General features: G+C 71.7%; 13 protein-coding genes. 4 read left to right on the top strand and 9 right to left on the bottom strand.

Annotated features, from left to right (window positions below; all coding sequences use genetic code 11):
* Positions 1-130: 130 nt before the first annotated feature.
* The gene (locus EXE47_RS00585; protein WP_137707946.1) at positions 131-322 is read right to left on the bottom strand and encodes a hypothetical protein; all 192 of its coding nucleotides are present in this window, start codon (positions 320-322) and stop codon (positions 131-133) included.
* A gap of 186 nt (positions 323-508) precedes the next feature.
* On the opposite strand from EXE47_RS00585, the gene EXE47_RS00580 reads away from it, so the two are divergent.
* A complete protein-coding gene (locus EXE47_RS00580) occupies positions 509-1,234 on the top strand; it encodes a nucleoside phosphorylase (protein ID WP_049930305.1) in 726 nt (241 codons plus the stop codon).
* A 27-nt stretch (positions 1,235-1,261) separates the two neighbouring features.
* Here the strand turns inward: EXE47_RS00580 and EXE47_RS00575 are convergent, their stop codons facing one another.
* Entirely contained in the window at positions 1,262-1,708 is a 447-nt protein-coding gene (locus EXE47_RS00575; protein WP_049930303.1) for a UPF0179 family protein, read from the bottom strand.
* Positions 1,709-1,844: 136 nt separating this feature from the next.
* Between EXE47_RS00575 and tmcA the strand changes: the two genes are divergently transcribed.
* Positions 1,845-4,202 carry a tRNA(Met) cytidine acetyltransferase TmcA gene (gene tmcA / locus EXE47_RS00570; protein WP_137707959.1) on the top strand — a complete coding sequence of 786 codons (2,358 nt, stop codon included), beginning with the start codon at positions 1,845-1,847 and terminating at the stop codon, positions 4,200-4,202.
* A 361-nt stretch (positions 4,203-4,563) separates the two neighbouring features.
* On the opposite strand, the gene EXE47_RS00565 is transcribed toward tmcA, so the two are convergent.
* Together EXE47_RS00565 and EXE47_RS00560 are read right to left on the bottom strand one after the other, a co-directional pair.
* On the bottom strand, positions 4,564-4,893 hold the full coding sequence (locus EXE47_RS00565) for a ferredoxin family protein (RefSeq protein ID WP_086219222.1): 330 nt from the start codon (positions 4,891-4,893) through the stop codon (positions 4,564-4,566).
* 102 nt (positions 4,894-4,995) lie between these two features.
* The gene (locus tag EXE47_RS00560; RefSeq protein ID WP_089308338.1) at positions 4,996-6,768 is read right to left on the bottom strand and encodes a glutamate--tRNA ligase; all 1,773 of its coding nucleotides are present in this window, start codon (positions 6,766-6,768) and stop codon (positions 4,996-4,998) included.
* Positions 6,769-7,199: 431 nt separating this feature from the next.
* On the opposite strand from EXE47_RS00560, the gene EXE47_RS00555 reads away from it, so the two are divergent.
* Entirely contained in the window at positions 7,200-7,439 is a 240-nt protein-coding gene (locus EXE47_RS00555; RefSeq protein ID WP_080508553.1) for a hypothetical protein, read from the top strand.
* 81 nt (positions 7,440-7,520) lie between these two features.
* On the opposite strand, the gene surE is transcribed toward EXE47_RS00555, so the two are convergent.
* Positions 7,521-8,408, bottom strand: coding sequence for a 5'/3'-nucleotidase SurE (gene surE, locus EXE47_RS00550; RefSeq protein WP_089308339.1), 888 nt, complete (start codon positions 8,406-8,408; stop codon positions 7,521-7,523).
* Positions 8,409-8,596: 188 nt separating this feature from the next.
* On the bottom strand, positions 8,597-9,658 hold the full coding sequence (carA, locus tag EXE47_RS00545; RefSeq protein ID WP_049930296.1) for a glutamine-hydrolyzing carbamoyl-phosphate synthase small subunit: 1,062 nt from the start codon (positions 9,656-9,658) through the stop codon (positions 8,597-8,599).
* A gap of 96 nt (positions 9,659-9,754) precedes the next feature.
* Here carA and EXE47_RS00540 point away from each other — a divergent pair, with 96 nt between their 5' ends.
* Entirely contained in the window at positions 9,755-10,168 is a 414-nt protein-coding gene (locus tag EXE47_RS00540) for an Lrp/AsnC family transcriptional regulator (protein ID WP_006114390.1), read from the top strand.
* Positions 10,169-10,232: 64 nt separating this feature from the next.
* Here EXE47_RS00540 and icd read toward each other — a convergent pair whose 3' ends face one another.
* The 3 genes from icd to EXE47_RS00525 all read right to left on the bottom strand — a co-directional run bounded on the left by icd (position 10,233) and on the right by EXE47_RS00525 (position 14,243).
* Positions 10,233-11,495: an isocitrate dehydrogenase (NADP(+)) gene (icd, locus tag EXE47_RS00535; protein ID WP_089308340.1), complete on the bottom strand. Its 1,263-nt coding sequence runs from the start codon at positions 11,493-11,495 to the stop codon at positions 10,233-10,235.
* Positions 11,496-11,651: 156 nt separating this feature from the next.
* Complete coding sequence (locus EXE47_RS00530; RefSeq protein WP_049930293.1) at positions 11,652-12,656, bottom strand: glycosyltransferase; 1,005 nt, start codon at positions 12,654-12,656, stop codon at positions 11,652-11,654.
* A gap of 57 nt (positions 12,657-12,713) precedes the next feature.
* Positions 12,714-14,243, bottom strand: a complete 1,530-nt coding sequence (locus EXE47_RS00525; RefSeq protein WP_089308341.1) for an HTTM domain-containing protein — start codon at positions 14,241-14,243, stop codon at positions 12,714-12,716.
* Positions 14,244-14,315 lie beyond the last annotated feature (72 nt).

The following is a 14,315-nucleotide window of genomic DNA, read 5'->3' as shown; positions in this document are numbered from 1 at the left end:
AAAGCCTCCGTCGACCTCTCAGTCACGATACTCGGACGACAACTGCGGAGACCGGGGATCATCCGCCCGTCCGTCGCTCGGTTCATCCGTTCGCCCGTCGTTCGGTTCATCCGTTCGCCCGTCGTTCGGTTCATCCGCCCGTCCGTCGCTCGGTCAGCCACGCCGACCCGACCGCCACGACGCCAGCGAACCCGCCGAGCAACACCGCCTGCGTCCAGTTGAAGCCAAGCAGCGTCCCGGCGACGAGTGTCACGAGGAGGAACGCGACGGTGAGCGCACCGAGCGTCGAACCGAAATCGGCGGAGGCGTCAGCGTCGGTCATAGTCGAACGTCGCGGCCTCGGGCGATAAAACGGTCCGATCCGGTGGAGTCGGCGGTCCAGCCTGGGGGGACCGCGGCCGTTCGATCGCTGTTGTAAATCGCATAGCGCGATATCAAATTGTGTTTGCGGCGTGATCCCCGCCCGCCGACCGGTCCGTTTTTGCGCGCGGCCGCTGTTGCGGCGCGTATGGCGAAACAGCCGCACCTGCTGGTCGAGGAGGGCGACGTCCACGAGATCGCGGTCATCCCGGGCGATCCGGGTCGCGTCGACCGGATCGCCGACCTGTGCGACGACAGCGAGGTCGTCGCGCAGAACCGCGAGTACAAAGTCGTCAACGCGACCTACGACGGGGTCGACCTCACGATCTGCTCGACCGGGATCGGCTGCCCGTCGGCCGCCATCGCCGTGGAGGAGCTCTCGCGGGTCGGCGTGGAGACGTTCGTCCGGTGTGGCACCTGCGGCGCGCTCCAGCCGGAGATGGAGGTCGGCGACATGGTCGTCGCGACGGGCGCGGCCAAGGAGGAGGGGACGAGCAAGCGGTACGAGTCGGCGAACTACCCGGCGGTCCCGGACTACGACGTACTCACCGGCTTGGTCGATGCGGCCGAGGACAACGACGAGGAGATCCACGTCGGCCCCATCGTCTCGGACGACGCGTTCTACAACGAGGACGACGAGTACGTCGAGGACTGGAACGACGCGAACCTGCTCGCGATCGAGATGGAGGCGGCGACCGTCTTCTCGCTCGCGCGACGCAAGGGGCTCGCGGCGGGCGCCATCTGTACGGTGGACGGTAACCTCGTCGCGGGCACGCAGAAGGGGGCAGACTCCGACGACGAACTACCGGAGAAGGCGAAGGACAACGTCGAGCGCGCGATCCGGATCACGCTGAACGCGATCACCTCGCTGTAAGCGAAGCGAGCGGCCCCGCGGCCGGACTCACTCCTCCGCGCGGAACTCCACGAGCGTCAGGTCGCGGTCGAGCGCGCACGTCTCGTGCGGGGGGTCGCCGAGCACCTGATCGATGACGCGCTCCTCGTCGAAGTCGGCGCCGTCGGGGACGCAGTAGCCGTGGCTCGGGCACTCGGTGTGCGGGCAGGGACCGGCGAGCGACGCCTTGCTCCCGGCGTACGCGCGCTTCGACGGGACGTTCGCCGGGACCGACGCGGGCTCGACCTCGACCGCGCGGACGCCCGCGTCGTGGACGGCGCAGTCGAGCGTCTGGGCGTTCTCGCGGATGTCTGTCACCCGGTACCGCTTCCCCTCGGTGAGGTTGAGACACTGGCCGCGGTAGGGACACCCTTCGCAGCCGGCCGATTCCCCTTCGTAGACGAACTCGCGGCCCACGTCCGCGAGCCGAGTCCCGATGAGCGTGACCGTGGTCATGCCGGGAGCGACGCGCCGCGCGGCCGTAAGCCTCCCGCCTTTGCCGGCGTCGCCGGAGCGTCGTGAACGAGCAACTCGCCTCGGCGACGCGCGGAGGGGAAGACACATGACCGCGCCTCGGCAACCACGAGCGGAGATGATCGCGGGAGTCGCGCGCGAACTGCGCGCCGAGGCCGAGCGGACGAACGAGCGGCGCGTCCTCGTGCTGGCGGGCGACCGCGACCGGGGAACCGACGCCGCCTACGACGCGATAGTGTCCCTCGGCGTCGACGACGAGGCGGTCTCGCTCGTCTCGACCCGGGAGGGGTTCCGGTTCGAGGAGCACCGCCCGCGGAGCGCCGACGAGCTGCTCGGACGCACCCGCGAGGCGGTCGTCCTCGACTGCCACGAGCGGTTCGTCCCCAACGCGCTCGGCCGCGCGGTCGGCGCGGTCGACGGCGGGGGGCTCCTGATCCTGCTGACGCCTCCGCTCGACAACTGGCCGGCGGTCCGGGACCGCTTCGACGACTCGCTCGCGGTCCCCCCGTACGGCGTCGGCGACGTGACCGGGCGGTTCCGCGAGCGCCTCGTCTCAACGCTCCGGACGCACCCCGGAATCGCGGTCGTCGCACTGGGGGACGACCCCGCGGGCGACGCCCTCGAACGAGACGGCCTGACCGCGGAGAAAGGCGACGAGCGCGGCGGTGGGGACGAACGCGGTGGCGAGGGCGAACCCGACGACGCGGACGACCGCGACGCGCCGAGCCCGCCGCCGGGTGCGGCGTTCCCCGCGGCCGCGTACGGCGCCTGTCTCACGGACGACCAGGCCCGCGCGGTGCGGGCCTTCGAGGCGCTCGCCGACCCCGGATCGGCGGTCGTCGTCGAGTCCAACCGCGGGCGCGGGAAGTCGAGCGCGGCCGGGATCGCGGCGGGCGCGCTCGCGCTCGGCGGCGCCGACGTGCTCGTCACCGCGCCCGCGTTCCGGAACGCCGCGGAGGTGTTCGCGCGTGCCCGAGAGCTGATCGAGAGCGAGACCGATTGGGAACGCGACGGGATCGACCGCGACGGCGATGCGGACGACCGCGACCTCCGGACGCCGGCGGGAGGTTGGGTACGCTTCCTGCCGCCGGCGGCCGCCGCGGCGGCGGCGGGCGAGGCGGACGCGGCGGTCGTCGACGAGGCGGCGGCGCTCCCGGTGCGGCTCTTGGAGGGGTTCCTCGACGCGCCCGCGGTCGCGTTCTGTACGACGGTCCACGGCTACGAGGGGGCGGGCCGCGGGTTCGCGGTCCGGTTCCGGGAGCGGCTGGTCGGCTCGCGGTTCGCGGTCCGGGACGTGCGGCTCGACGAGCCGATCCGGTACGCGCGGAACGACCCGGTGGAGGCGTGGGCGTCGCGGGCGCTCCTGTTGGACGCTCGCCCGGCGGTCGACGACGCGGTCGCGGACGCGTCGGTCGACGACGCGACGTATCGGGCGCTCGACCCGGAGGAACTGCGCGCGGACGAGACGCTGCTCGGCGAGGCGTTCGGGCTGCTCGTCACCGCACACTACCGGACGGAGCCGAACGACCTCGCGCGGCTGCTCGACGCGCCGAACCTCGTCGCGCGCGCGCTCGTCGCGGACGACCGGGTCGTCGCGGTCGCGCTCCTCGCGCGGGAGGGCGGCCTCGACCCCGAGACGCGGCGGCGGATGTACGAGGGTGAGCGCGTCCGCGGCAACATGGTGCCGGACGTGCTCACGAGCCAACTCCGCGACGAGGCCGCGGCCGAGCCGCGCGGCCTGCGGACGGTCCGGATCGCGACCCACCACGCGCTCCGGGACGCGGGGTTCGGCTCGCGGCTGCTCGGCGAGGTCCACGCGGAGTTCGGGGGGGAAGTGGCGGGCGACGGCGAAGCGACTCACGACGACGGAGAGCCGGTCGACTACTTCTCGGTCGGCTACGGCGCGACGCCGCGCCTGCTCCGCTTCTGGAAGCGCGCGGGATACCGGATCGGCCACCTCTCGACGAGCCGCAACGACGCCTCGGGGGAGCACTCCGCGATCATGCTGCGCCCGGAGACCGCGGCCGGGCGCGACCTGCTCGCCCGCCACGCGGTCGCCTTCCGGGACCGCGAGCGCGACGGGCTCTCCGACGCGCACCGCGACGTCGACCCGGACGTGATCCGCGGCGCGCTGGGTGCGTGTTCCGCCTCCGTCCCGGTCGATCTCACCGAGACCGAGTGGCGCTCCGTCGTCGGGGCGTCGGTCGGGCCGGGGATGTACGACAGCGCGCCCGGCGCGTTCCGCGACCTCGCGCTCGCGGCGCTGGTCGAGGGGACCGACCTCGACGACCGGGCGGAGCGCCTGCTCGTTCGGAAGGTCCTCCAAGGCCGGCCGTGGGAGGAAGTCGCCGACGACCTCGGCTTCGCCTCGACGAGCGCGTGTATGCGGGCGCTCGGCGACGCCTACACCCCCCTCGTGGAGCGGTACGGGACCGACTTCGCGCTCGCGGAACGGGAGCGGTTCACCGGCGAATGAGCGGATCGGCTACGGCCGCTTGCTAACAGGTCTGCGGTGGCGCGTGCCTCCGAACGCCCGTAGGGCGTGAGGAGCACGCGCGAGGGACACGGTTCGCGCTCGGAGAGCGCGAACCGCGAGGCTGGGGAGGCGTGAGGTGCCGTGCTGTGCGGTCGGGGCGGGACTCAAAGGGGCAGTCGCGAGGCGGACGCAGGCGACGCAAGCACCGCAGGAGCGAACGAAGTGAGCGACGAGGAGCGCAGCGAGCGTGTATCCGCCTCGCGACTGGGGCTTTGGAGAGGTTCGACGGCGATCCGCTGTTGACCATTTATAAAAGAACAACTCGGCACACAGAGACCGCCACCACAACGAGAACGACTACTTATAATCGGTTCTCGCGTCCGGGGTCGACATCGATCGCGTCGACCGGACAGACGTCGACGCAGAGCATACAGTCGATACACTGGTCCTCGTCCGCTGGGTTCGCCTTCCGCTCGGACTCGGGGTGGCCGGGTGTGTCCGTCCACTCGAACACGTCGACCGGGCAGTCCTCCAGACACGCGCCGTCCGCGAGACAGATGTCGAAGTCGACCGCGACGTGGGTGCCGCGGATCCCCTGTTTCTCCGGCGGCTCGACGGGCCCCCACACGGTGACGCCGTCCTCCTCGCCGACCCGCTCGCGGTTCGCTTCGAAGTTCGAGTCGATGGCCATCGTTGCCCTCGCTTCGCCGGTCGCGGGTTTAAATTCCCCGACGAACGGATTCGGTCGACCGAGCGCAGCGCCGCCGGGCGGCCGGACATCGCCGACCTCGGCCTACGGGTGCGCGTAGTACGCCAGCAGGTCCTCGGTTCCGTTCGGGCCGTCCTCCTCGTCGGTCGCCTCGGGGTCGAACCCGTCGATCCGGGCGAAGCCGACGCGCACGAACTGGACGACCGTGTCGGGGTCGACGTCGGCGAGCGCGGGTTCGGCGATCCCGCGCACGTCGCCGTCGACGGTCCGGAGGAGCGTGTGGAGGCCCTCCTCAGCGGGCGCCCAGTGGACTACGTCCACGTCCCCCTCGCGGACGACCTCGATGCCGTCGTCGACGAAGGCGAGCTCGTCGCCCTCGTACCGGACGCAGCCGTACCCCTTGAGCCAGACGCGCTCGCCCTCGCTCGGGAGGTCGGGGGACTCGACGAGGACCCGGCCGGCGGGCACCTCGCGGTCGCCGCGGTCCTCGTGGTCGGGGTGGAGCGGCGGATGGCCGGCCGCGGGCGCGGGCGCGTCGCCGTCGACGACCGGGAGCGCCACGGCGGGCGCGTCGTCGCGGTCGCGGACGAAGAAGTAGCGGTCCGCCTCGTCGTCGACGAGGTCGCGGTTGTGCGCGTAGACGGACGACATCGCGAGGTCGACGTCGGAGGTCGACATCCCCAGCTCCGTCATCGAGTCGACCAAGGCCTGCCCCCGGAGCCCGCGACGGCGCATCGACCGAATGGTCGGGGCGCGCGGGTCGTCCCAGCCCGTCAGCTCGCCGTCCGCGATGAGTCCCTTGATCGTCGAGGTGGAGAGCGTCACGTCGTACTCGTCGACCTGGACGTGGCCCCAGTGGAGCACCTCGGGGTACTCCCAGTCGAAGTAGTCGTAGACGAACCGCTGGCGCTTCGCGGAGTCCTGGAGGTCGATGCCGCGGATGATGTGGGTGACGCCAGTGAGGTGGTCGTCGACGCCGGACTGGAAGTCGAGCATGGGCCAGCAGCGGTAGTCGGCGGCCGCCTCGCGCGGGTGGGGCGTGTCGATCATCCGGAAGGCGACCCAGTCGCGCAGCGCGGGGTTCTTGTGCTCGATGTCGGTCTTCACGCGGAGGACCATCTCTCCCGAGCCGTACTCGCCGTCGACCATGGCCGCGAACTCCTCGCGGACCGTCTCGGCGTCCTTCTCGCGGTGCGGGCACACCTCGCCCGCGTTCTTCAGCTCGGAGAAGTCGTCGCCGGAGCACGAGCAGGTGTACGCGCCGCCGGCGTCGATCAGGTCGCGGGCGTGCTCGTAGTACGTCTCCAGCCGGTCGGAGGCGTAGAGCACGCGGTCGGGCTCGAAGCCGAGGTACTTGATGTCGTCCAGGATGGCGTCGTACGCGTCTAAGTCGGGGCGTTTCGTCTCCGGGTCGGTGTCGTCGAACCGGCAGATGAACTCGCCGTCGTAGCGCTCCTTGTACGTCCCGATGACGGCAGGCATCCGCGCGTGGCCGACGTGCCACGGGCCGTTGGGGTTCGGCGCGGCGCGCATCACGACCTCGCCGTCCTCGGCGTTCGGGAGATCGGGGAGGACGCGGTCGTCGTCCTCGTCGTCGGCCTCCAGCTCCGCGAGCTTATCGGGGGCGAGTTCGCCGAGCCGCTCCCGGCGGGCCGCCTCGTCCATCTCGCCGACCTCCTCGACGACCGGCGCGAGGACGCCCGGGATCTCGTCGCCGTGCGGGCGGAACTCGGGGTTCTCGCCCATGATCGGCCCCATGATCGCGCCCACGTCCGGGTCGCTGCCGTGTTTGAGCGCGTTGAAAAGCGCCGCGGCCTCGCCGGCCGCCGCGACGCGCTCGCGGAGTTCGTCGTCCATGCCGCTCGCTTGTCGGGGTCGGGTCAAAAACGCCGCGAAACGGCGGGGAGGGGCGAGTCCCGGAGCGGAGCGGGCGACGCGGGGCGAGGGCGGCGTCGCCGCGGCGCCCGTCGCACCGGAACGGCGGGTAGGGGCACTCGACACGAGCCGCCGAACGGGCTTAAACGACCCAGACCGTTCACGGCGGAGAGAGCCCAGAGACGGCGTGAACGGTCGAGAGTTTTTTGCCCGTGCGGGACCGAACGCACCGATCGACCGTCGACGTGGGCACGTCCGACGGACGGTCCGGGGCGACGATAGTTCCGCGGTCGCTCCGGCGGCACCGAACTCGGACGAACGGGTTCGGTTCGTCGCCTTGATGTTCGCCGGGGACGTGGTGGGCGCATGAGCGTCGCGCCGGGAGTCGTCGGAACACAGATGAGGGGATCGCGGTGGTAGGACCCATCTCCGAGTCCGAACGGGACGCGGGGAACCGGAAGATCAGGATCGCGTTGCTCGCGATTGTCACGGCCTCGCCGCCGCTCCTCGCCCTCCAGTTGGACCCGTCGCCTCTCCAGTTGCTCGCCGCGCTCGGCGGCGGCTTCCTCGTCGGGCTGGTCGTCGTGTGGTACCTCGGTCGGCTCGCCGCGGAGTTCAGCGGGAGCGGGCGACGGCCCCGGCGGCGTCGCTGAATCGATAGACCGCGCCGCTAAATCAGCAGACTGCGCCGCTGAAGTGGTCGATAGTGGTCGTACTCCGACCGACGACCGCCGTTAATCGGCTCCCGTCTCTGCGCCTCGAACCGGCTCGACGAGTTCGCCCGCCTTTTCGCCCGCGACGGCGCGCGAACTCGACAGCGGGGAGATGCTCACTTCGCCCTCCACGGCCGCGCGGCGGTCCGACCCGGGATCGTCCGCCACGTCGCCGCGCAGGAACTCCCGCCAGAAGCGGTCCCGCAGTTCCATCCCCATCTCGCCGCGGCGCTCGCCGAACTCCCAGCCCTCGGGGACGTTCTCGTCGTCGGGTCCCTCCTCGCCCGGGCGGAACTCGATCACGTCGAAGCCGCGGGCGGGCTCGGTCAGCCGGTAGGTGGGGTCCTCCGCGGCCTCGTCGTCCGCCGCCGGGACGTTGACGTTCAACACGTCGGCGCCGAACGGGAGTTCGAGGGCGCCGTCGCCGGCGTCGCGTTCGGCGCGGTCGATCAGGTCGGCGACGACCTCGCCGGCGACCGCGAAGTCGCCGTTGTCGAGCGTCGGCGGCACGGGGAGGTTCCCGCGGTCGTACAGCGACACGGCGATCGCGGGCGTGCCGAGGAACGAGGCCTCCATCGCGGCGCCGACGGTGCCGGACTGCCCGAGGATGTGCGCGCCGATGTTCGGGCCGTGGTTGCAGCCGGAGACGACCACGTCGGGGTCGAGCCCGAGCGCCACGTCCGCGACCGCGACGCAGTCCGCGGGAGTCCCCTCGACCGCGTAGCCGCGGTCCGTCTCGGTGTAGTCGACCGTCGTGTCCCACCACGAGCGCGCGCCGCCGACGCCGGACTGGTTCGTCGCGGGCGCGACGACCGTCACGTCGTGGTCGCGCAAGAGCGCGTCCGCGAGCGCCCGAAGCCCGACGGCGTCGATCCCGTCGTCGTTGGTGAGCAGGATCTCGGTTGGCATACGACGGTGTGCGGGGGGACGGGAGAAAACGTCGCCGGTCCGCGGCGAGGGGCGCGGAGACCGAAGGACGGACCGAGAGGTGAGAGCGGAGAGCGAAGACGGCGTCGCGAGCGCCGACCGAGTGGTACTCCGAGTGGTCAGTCAGAGGGCGTCGGAACCGCCGGGAGCGGGGAGGGCGGACCGCCGGCTCAGTCGGCCGCGACGCGGCGCGACGAGGTCGCCAGGTCGAGCACTTCGTCGAAGAAGCCGAGCGAGTCGTGCGGCCCGGGGTTCGCCTCGGGGTGGTACTGGCGGGTGATCACGTCGAGATCCTCGCTGTCGAGCCCCTCGACGGTGTCGTCGTTGACGTTCACCTGCGTCACCTCCAGCGGGCCGGTGTCGTCGACCGTGTAGCCGTGGTTCTGGGTGGTCATCACGACCTTGTCGGTGCGGAGGTCCTTCACCGGCTGGTTGACGCCGCGGTGGCCGAACGCCATCTTCTCGGTCGAGCCGCCGAGCGCGCTCGTGATCACCTGCTGTCCGAGGCAGATGCCGGCCATCGGCAGGTCGCCGGCGAACTCGTCGACGACCGCCTGGGCCGCGACGAAGTTCTCCGGGTCGCCCGGGCCGTTCGAGACGAAGAGCACGTCGGGCCCGACGGCGGCCACGTCCTCGGGGGTCGCGTCGTACGGGAGCACGTGGACGTCCGCGCCGCGGTCGGTGAGCGAGGAGATGATCGATCCTTTGGCGCCGCAGTCGAGGAGGGCCACGTCGGCGTCGCCGCCCCCCTCGTGGACGGTCGGCTCCGCGACGGACACCTGCGCGCCGATATCGACGTGGTCGCTCATCGGCTCACACGCCTCCATCGCTTCGACGGCGTCCTCGGCGGTCGCGTCCGGGCCGGCGGCGATCCCGCAGGCCATCGCGCCCTCCTCGCGGACGGTGGTGACGATTTCGCGGGTGTCGACGTGGTCGACGGCCGGAACGCCTTCCGCGGCGAGCCAGTCGGCGACGTCGTCGGTCATCTCGCGGGCGACCGCCGCGTTCGGCCGGACCGATTCGGACTCGAACCGCTCGGTTCGGACGCCGTAGTTCCCGATGAGGGGGTACGAGAAGGTGAGGATCTGTTCGGCGTAGGAGGGGTCGGTGAGCGACTCCTCGTAGCCGGTGTACGCGGTCGTGAACACTAGTTCGCCGCGGGTCCGCCCCGGCGCACGGGCGCGCGCTTCGAGCACGCGACCGTCGGCCAGCGCGATGTAGGCGTCCGACATTACGAGAAACGTACGCGTAAAGGATAATAAATGCGTCGTTCGAAGGTTAGTTACGATATTCGTAACGGGTAAGTCGGCGGACCGAGACGGATCGGTATGGACGACCTCGACAGACGGATCCTCTCGATCCTGCGACGGGACGCGCGGACCCCGTACACGGAGATCGCGGACCGGGTGGGGACCTCCGAGGGGACCGTGCGCAACCGCGTCGACCGGATGACGGACGAGGGCGTGATCGAGCGGTTCACGGTCACGACCCGCACCGGCAACGTGAAGGCCATGATCGAGATCTCGGTGGAGATGAACGTCAACACGGACGCGGTCGGCCAGCGGATGGTGGAGTGGGAGGAGGTCGACTTCGTCTGGCAGGTGTCCGGCGAGGAGGACGTCGTCCTCGTCGTCGACGCGGTCGACACGCGCGCGGTCAACGAACTGATCACGCAGGCCCGAGAGATGGACGAGGTCAAGTCGACGAAGACGCGGCTCATCCTCGACGAGCGGTTGGGATAGGCGGGGACGCAGCGACGATTTGGAGAGAAGAGGAGTCGTTGACCGCGGGGTCGACGACGGAGCCTTACGCCAGTTCGTCGATCTTGTCGACGACGGCGTCCGCGAACTCGCTGGTGGCGAGCTTCTCGCCGCCCTCGATCTGCCGGTGGAGGTCGTAGGTGACCTTGCCCGAGGCGATGGTCTCCTCGACAGCGTCGCGCACGAGGTCCGCGGCGTCGGACCAGCCGAGGTAGTCGAGCATCTCGCGGCCCGAGAGGATCATCGCGGTGGGGTTCACCTTGTCCTCGCCGGCGTACTTGGGCGCGGAGCCGTGGACGGGCTCGGCGAGACAGCGGCCGTGACCGCGGTTGATGCCGGGCGCGATGCCGAGGCCGCCGATCTGCGCGCCGGCGGCGTCGGACATGTAGTCGCCGTTGAGGTTCATCGTCGCGATGACGGAGTACTCGTCGGTGCGGGTCAGCAGCTGCTGGAGCATGTTGTCCGCGATGCGGTCTTTCACGACGAGGGTGCCCTCCGGCTGCTCGCCGTCGTGCTCCTCCCAGAGCTGGTCCTCGGTGATCACGTCGTCGCCGTACTCCTCCTCGGCGACCTCGTAGCCCCAGTCGCGGAAGGCGCCCTCGGTGAATTTCATGATGTTCCCCTTGTGGACGAGGGTGACCGAGTCGCGGTCGTTCGCGAGCGCGTAGTCGACGGCCTCGCGGATGAGGCGCTTTGAGCCGAACTCGGAGATGGGCTTGACGCCGATGCCGACCGGACCGTCGTGGATGACGTCCGCGATGCCCATGTCGTCCTCGAGGAAGTCGCGTACCTGCTCCGCGCCCTCGGTGCCGGCCTCCCACTCGACGCCGGCGTAGACGTCCTCGGTGTTCTCGCGGAACGTGACCATGTCCATCTCCTCGGGGCTCTTGACGGGGGACGGGACGCCCTCGAGGTGGTAGGTGGGACGGACGTTCGCGAACAGGTCGAGCGTCTTGCGGAGGGCGACGTTCAGCGAGCGGAAGCCGGCGCCGACGGGGGTCGTCAGCGGGCCCTTGATCGCGACGCGGTGGTCGCGGATGGCCGAGACGGTGTCCTCGGGGAGGTTCTCGTCGTACTTCTCGCGGGCGCTGGCACCGGCGTAGACGCGCATCCACGAGATGGATCGGCCGGTCGCTTCCGCGGCGGCGTCGAGCACCTGCTGTGCGGCCGGCCCGACGTCGGTGCCGATTCCGTCGCCGTGGATGATCGGGATGATGGGGTTCGACGGCACGTTCAGCTCGCCGGTCTCCTCGTCGGCGAGCGTGATCGCTTCGCCGTCGTCAGGGACATCGACTTTATCGTAACTCATGAACGTTCGACGATTTCCGTGGCCCCCTAAAGTGGTTGCCGTTTTCGGCGTGAGCGTCGCGCTCGCAGCCTTTGCCGGTTCTCGCCGCGGGCGCTCTCGCAGTCTCTCCCGTTCTCACCGCGGGCGGCCCCGACGCCTCCCCGCGGTGTCCCGCGGTCAGATCGGCTCGACCTCGACGTCGAACAGCGACCGCCAGCGGTAGCGGCGCCCGCCCCAGACGAACGTCCGGCGGGCGAACGCGTACGCCATCAGCGGGGGCGCGATCAGCACGCCCGGCGCGGCGAGCAGGAACGTCGCGCGCCGGATCCCGAACCGGGCGTACGCCGCCCCGGCGAGGGCCGTGACGAGCGTCACCCCGGCGACCGGCGCGAACAGGCAGAGCGCCGCCATCGAGACGCCGAAGGCGGCGTTGAACGCGGTCGCCCCGGGGGCGTGGTACCGGGTGATCGTCAGGAAGCGGACGAACCGCTCCAGCGAGTCCCGGGCCGACCCGCCCGCCCGGACGTACCGCGTCCGGTCGACCGACGCCACGTCGAGGTGGTCGGTGAGCGTCCCGTCGTCGCTGACCGTCCGCAGGAGGTCCCGGCGGAACGCCGCCTCCCCGGCGCGGAGGTCCTCGCGCTCGAATATTACCGCGCCGCCCCACGCGACGCCGGCCGCGAACACCGCGAGCGTCCCACCGATCACGTACGCGGGTTCGAACAGGCGAGCCAGCGGGTCGAGCCCGACGAACACCGGGACCTCCGTGGTGGGCCCCTGCCGGTCGTAGTCGGCGTCGAGCGTCGCCAGCCAGTCGGGCGGATGGCGGAAGTCGTCGTCCGTCCAGGCGATCCGGTCGTTCGCGGCCGCCGCCATCCCGGCGGCGATCGCGTTGGCCTTGCCGGAACACCCCTCCGGTTCGCCGGCGATGACGATCCGGACGCGGGGCGGCAGGTCTCCCCGCCGGTCGGCGACCGGGTCGTCCGGGGAGTCGCAGATCACGAGGAGTTCGTCGGCGTCCGCGTCGTCGTCGGCCGCGCCGCTCGCCTCACCGCCGAGCGCCTCGGACCCGCGGAGCTGGGCCGCCACCTCGTCGCAGGCGTCGGTCCAGCGGACGGTCGGGAGCAGGACGGACACCGGCGTCGAGTTTCCCGGCGACGCGGTCGGTTCCGGAGCTGTCACGACAGGGGTATCGGGCGGTCCGAAAGTAAACGTCCGCGATCGAGTCTCGCGCCCCGTTCACGGCGCCGAGCACGAGCGCGTCCCGAGTTCGTCGACCCGCGTCTCCCCGTCCCTCACGTCGACGTCGACGGCCGACACCGTGACCGATCGGATCGCGCCGTCTCCACCCTCGGCGAAGCCCCCCGCCCGGTCGCAGAGGTGCGCGAGCAGCGGGTCGACGCGGGCCGAGTCAGGGTTGTTCGCGAGCGCCGTGAGGAGCTTCCGCCAGCGCGCGGTCGGGTACGCGCGGGCGTCGGAGGGCGGTCGGTCGCGCGCGACGCGGTCGCCATACAGCGCGTCGATCCGGTCGCCGTCGGCGGTCGCGGCGGTCGCCGACACGCGCGCGTCGGTCGAGGGCGGGTTCGGCGCGAACATGGTCCAGCCGCCCTCCGTCGGGTCGGACACCGACGCGACCGCGTCGGGCGTCTCGACGGCCCCGAGCGCCATTCCGTTCCACGCGACGACCGCGACGAGGAGGACCGCGGCGAGGACCGGGATCGCGGCCGCAACTCCCTCGCGGAGGACCCGGAGCGACCGCGGACCGGCCGGTCGTCCCGCGGAGACGGTCCGACGCTCCGCGAGGCGGCGGAGCCGGTCGGCGGCGGGGGCGACCGCGCGCTCGACGCGGTCCCAGACGAACCGCGGGAAGAAGGGCAGCAGCGAGGTCGCGGAGATCGCGGGGAACACGCCGATCTGTAGCGCGGCGGCCATCGAGAGGTGCGCGGCGACGAACGTCCCCGCGAGCGCGGCCCGGACCCGGCCGGCGGCCGCGACCAGCAGCGGGGAGGCGACGAGCAGCGCGAGCCAGCCGTAGGTGGCCGCCGAGAGCAGCGCCGGCCACTCCGGGACGAGCCCGCCGAGCGGGCCGTGGAGGTAGGTGAGCCGGAACACGCGCGCGACCGCCTCGCCGCCGGGCCACATCGACCCTCGGAACTTCTCGACCGCGTTGGCGACGTACACGACGACCGCGAGCGTCAGGAGAAGCGCCGATGCGGGGCCCGCGACGCGGTCGCGGCCGTCGCCGCTGGGCGGGGCCGCGGCATCGGGGGCGCGGCGGCGGACCGCGTCGACCGACCAGCGAGCGCTGAGCGGGCACAGGAGTCCGGCGCCGAGCAGCTGGAGGAGGAGGGTGTCCCCGGCGTTGAGGACGAAGGGGTTCCGCGCCTGAAGCGACGCGAGCAGGAGCAGGGAGGCGACGACCGCGACGCGGGTCCGGTGGCCGACCGCGAGCGCGACAGCGGCGAGCGCGGCGGCGAGGAACAGCAGCGCGACGGCCCACGCCTCGCCGGAGACGGCGTGGAGCGAGAAGCGGGCGCCGAGTGGATACGCGTCGGTGAGCGTCGCCCGCGGGAGGACGCCGGCGTCCGTGTAGAAGGCGACGAGGTTCCGCGACCGGAGCGCGAGGTCGACGAGGAGGACGGCGCCGAGCGCGATCCGGAACGCGGCGAGCGCGCGGGGGTCAATCCCGAGTCGCCGGCGGAGCGCGGCGCGGAGCCGGGACGCGGCGCGGCGTGGGGCGGCGCCGCCGGCGGAATCGGCCGTCGTCACGATGGCTCCGACTCGCCCAGCGGCGGGAATAGGTCTTGCGGCGGCGGAGGGGGAGGCCGGTCGACCCCAGCG

It is taken from the genome of Halorubrum sp. GN12_10-3_MGM, from assembly GCF_005435235.1.
Classification (GTDB): Archaea; Halobacteriota; Halobacteria; order Halobacteriales; family Haloferacaceae; genus Halorubrum; species Halorubrum ezzemoulense.
This window is presented reverse-complemented; position numbering and strand designations above follow the sequence as displayed.

Coding starts and splice junctions, on each gene's coding strand:
- EXE47_RS00585 (WP_137707946.1), bottom strand. CDS start 322: ATGACCGACGCTGACGCCTCCGCCGATTTCGGTTCGACGCTCGGTGCG.
- EXE47_RS00580 (WP_049930305.1), top strand. CDS start 509: ATGGCGAAACAGCCGCACCTGCTGGTCGAGGAGGGCGACGTCCACGAG.
- EXE47_RS00575 (WP_049930303.1), bottom strand. CDS start 1,708: ATGACCACGGTCACGCTCATCGGGACTCGGCTCGCGGACGTGGGCCGC.
- tmcA (WP_137707959.1), top strand. CDS start 1,845: ATGATCGCGGGAGTCGCGCGCGAACTGCGCGCCGAGGCCGAGCGGACG.
- EXE47_RS00565 (WP_086219222.1), bottom strand. CDS start 4,893: ATGGCCATCGACTCGAACTTCGAAGCGAACCGCGAGCGGGTCGGCGAG.
- EXE47_RS00560 (WP_089308338.1), bottom strand. CDS start 6,768: ATGGACGACGAACTCCGCGAGCGCGTCGCGGCGGCCGGCGAGGCCGCG.
- surE (WP_089308339.1), bottom strand. CDS start 8,408: ATGCCAACCGAGATCCTGCTCACCAACGACGACGGGATCGACGCCGTC.
- carA (WP_049930296.1), bottom strand. CDS start 9,658: ATGTCGGACGCCTACATCGCGCTGGCCGACGGTCGCGTGCTCGAAGCG.
- EXE47_RS00540 (WP_006114390.1), top strand. CDS start 9,755: ATGGACGACCTCGACAGACGGATCCTCTCGATCCTGCGACGGGACGCG.
- icd (WP_089308340.1), bottom strand. CDS start 11,495: ATGAGTTACGATAAAGTCGATGTCCCTGACGACGGCGAAGCGATCACG.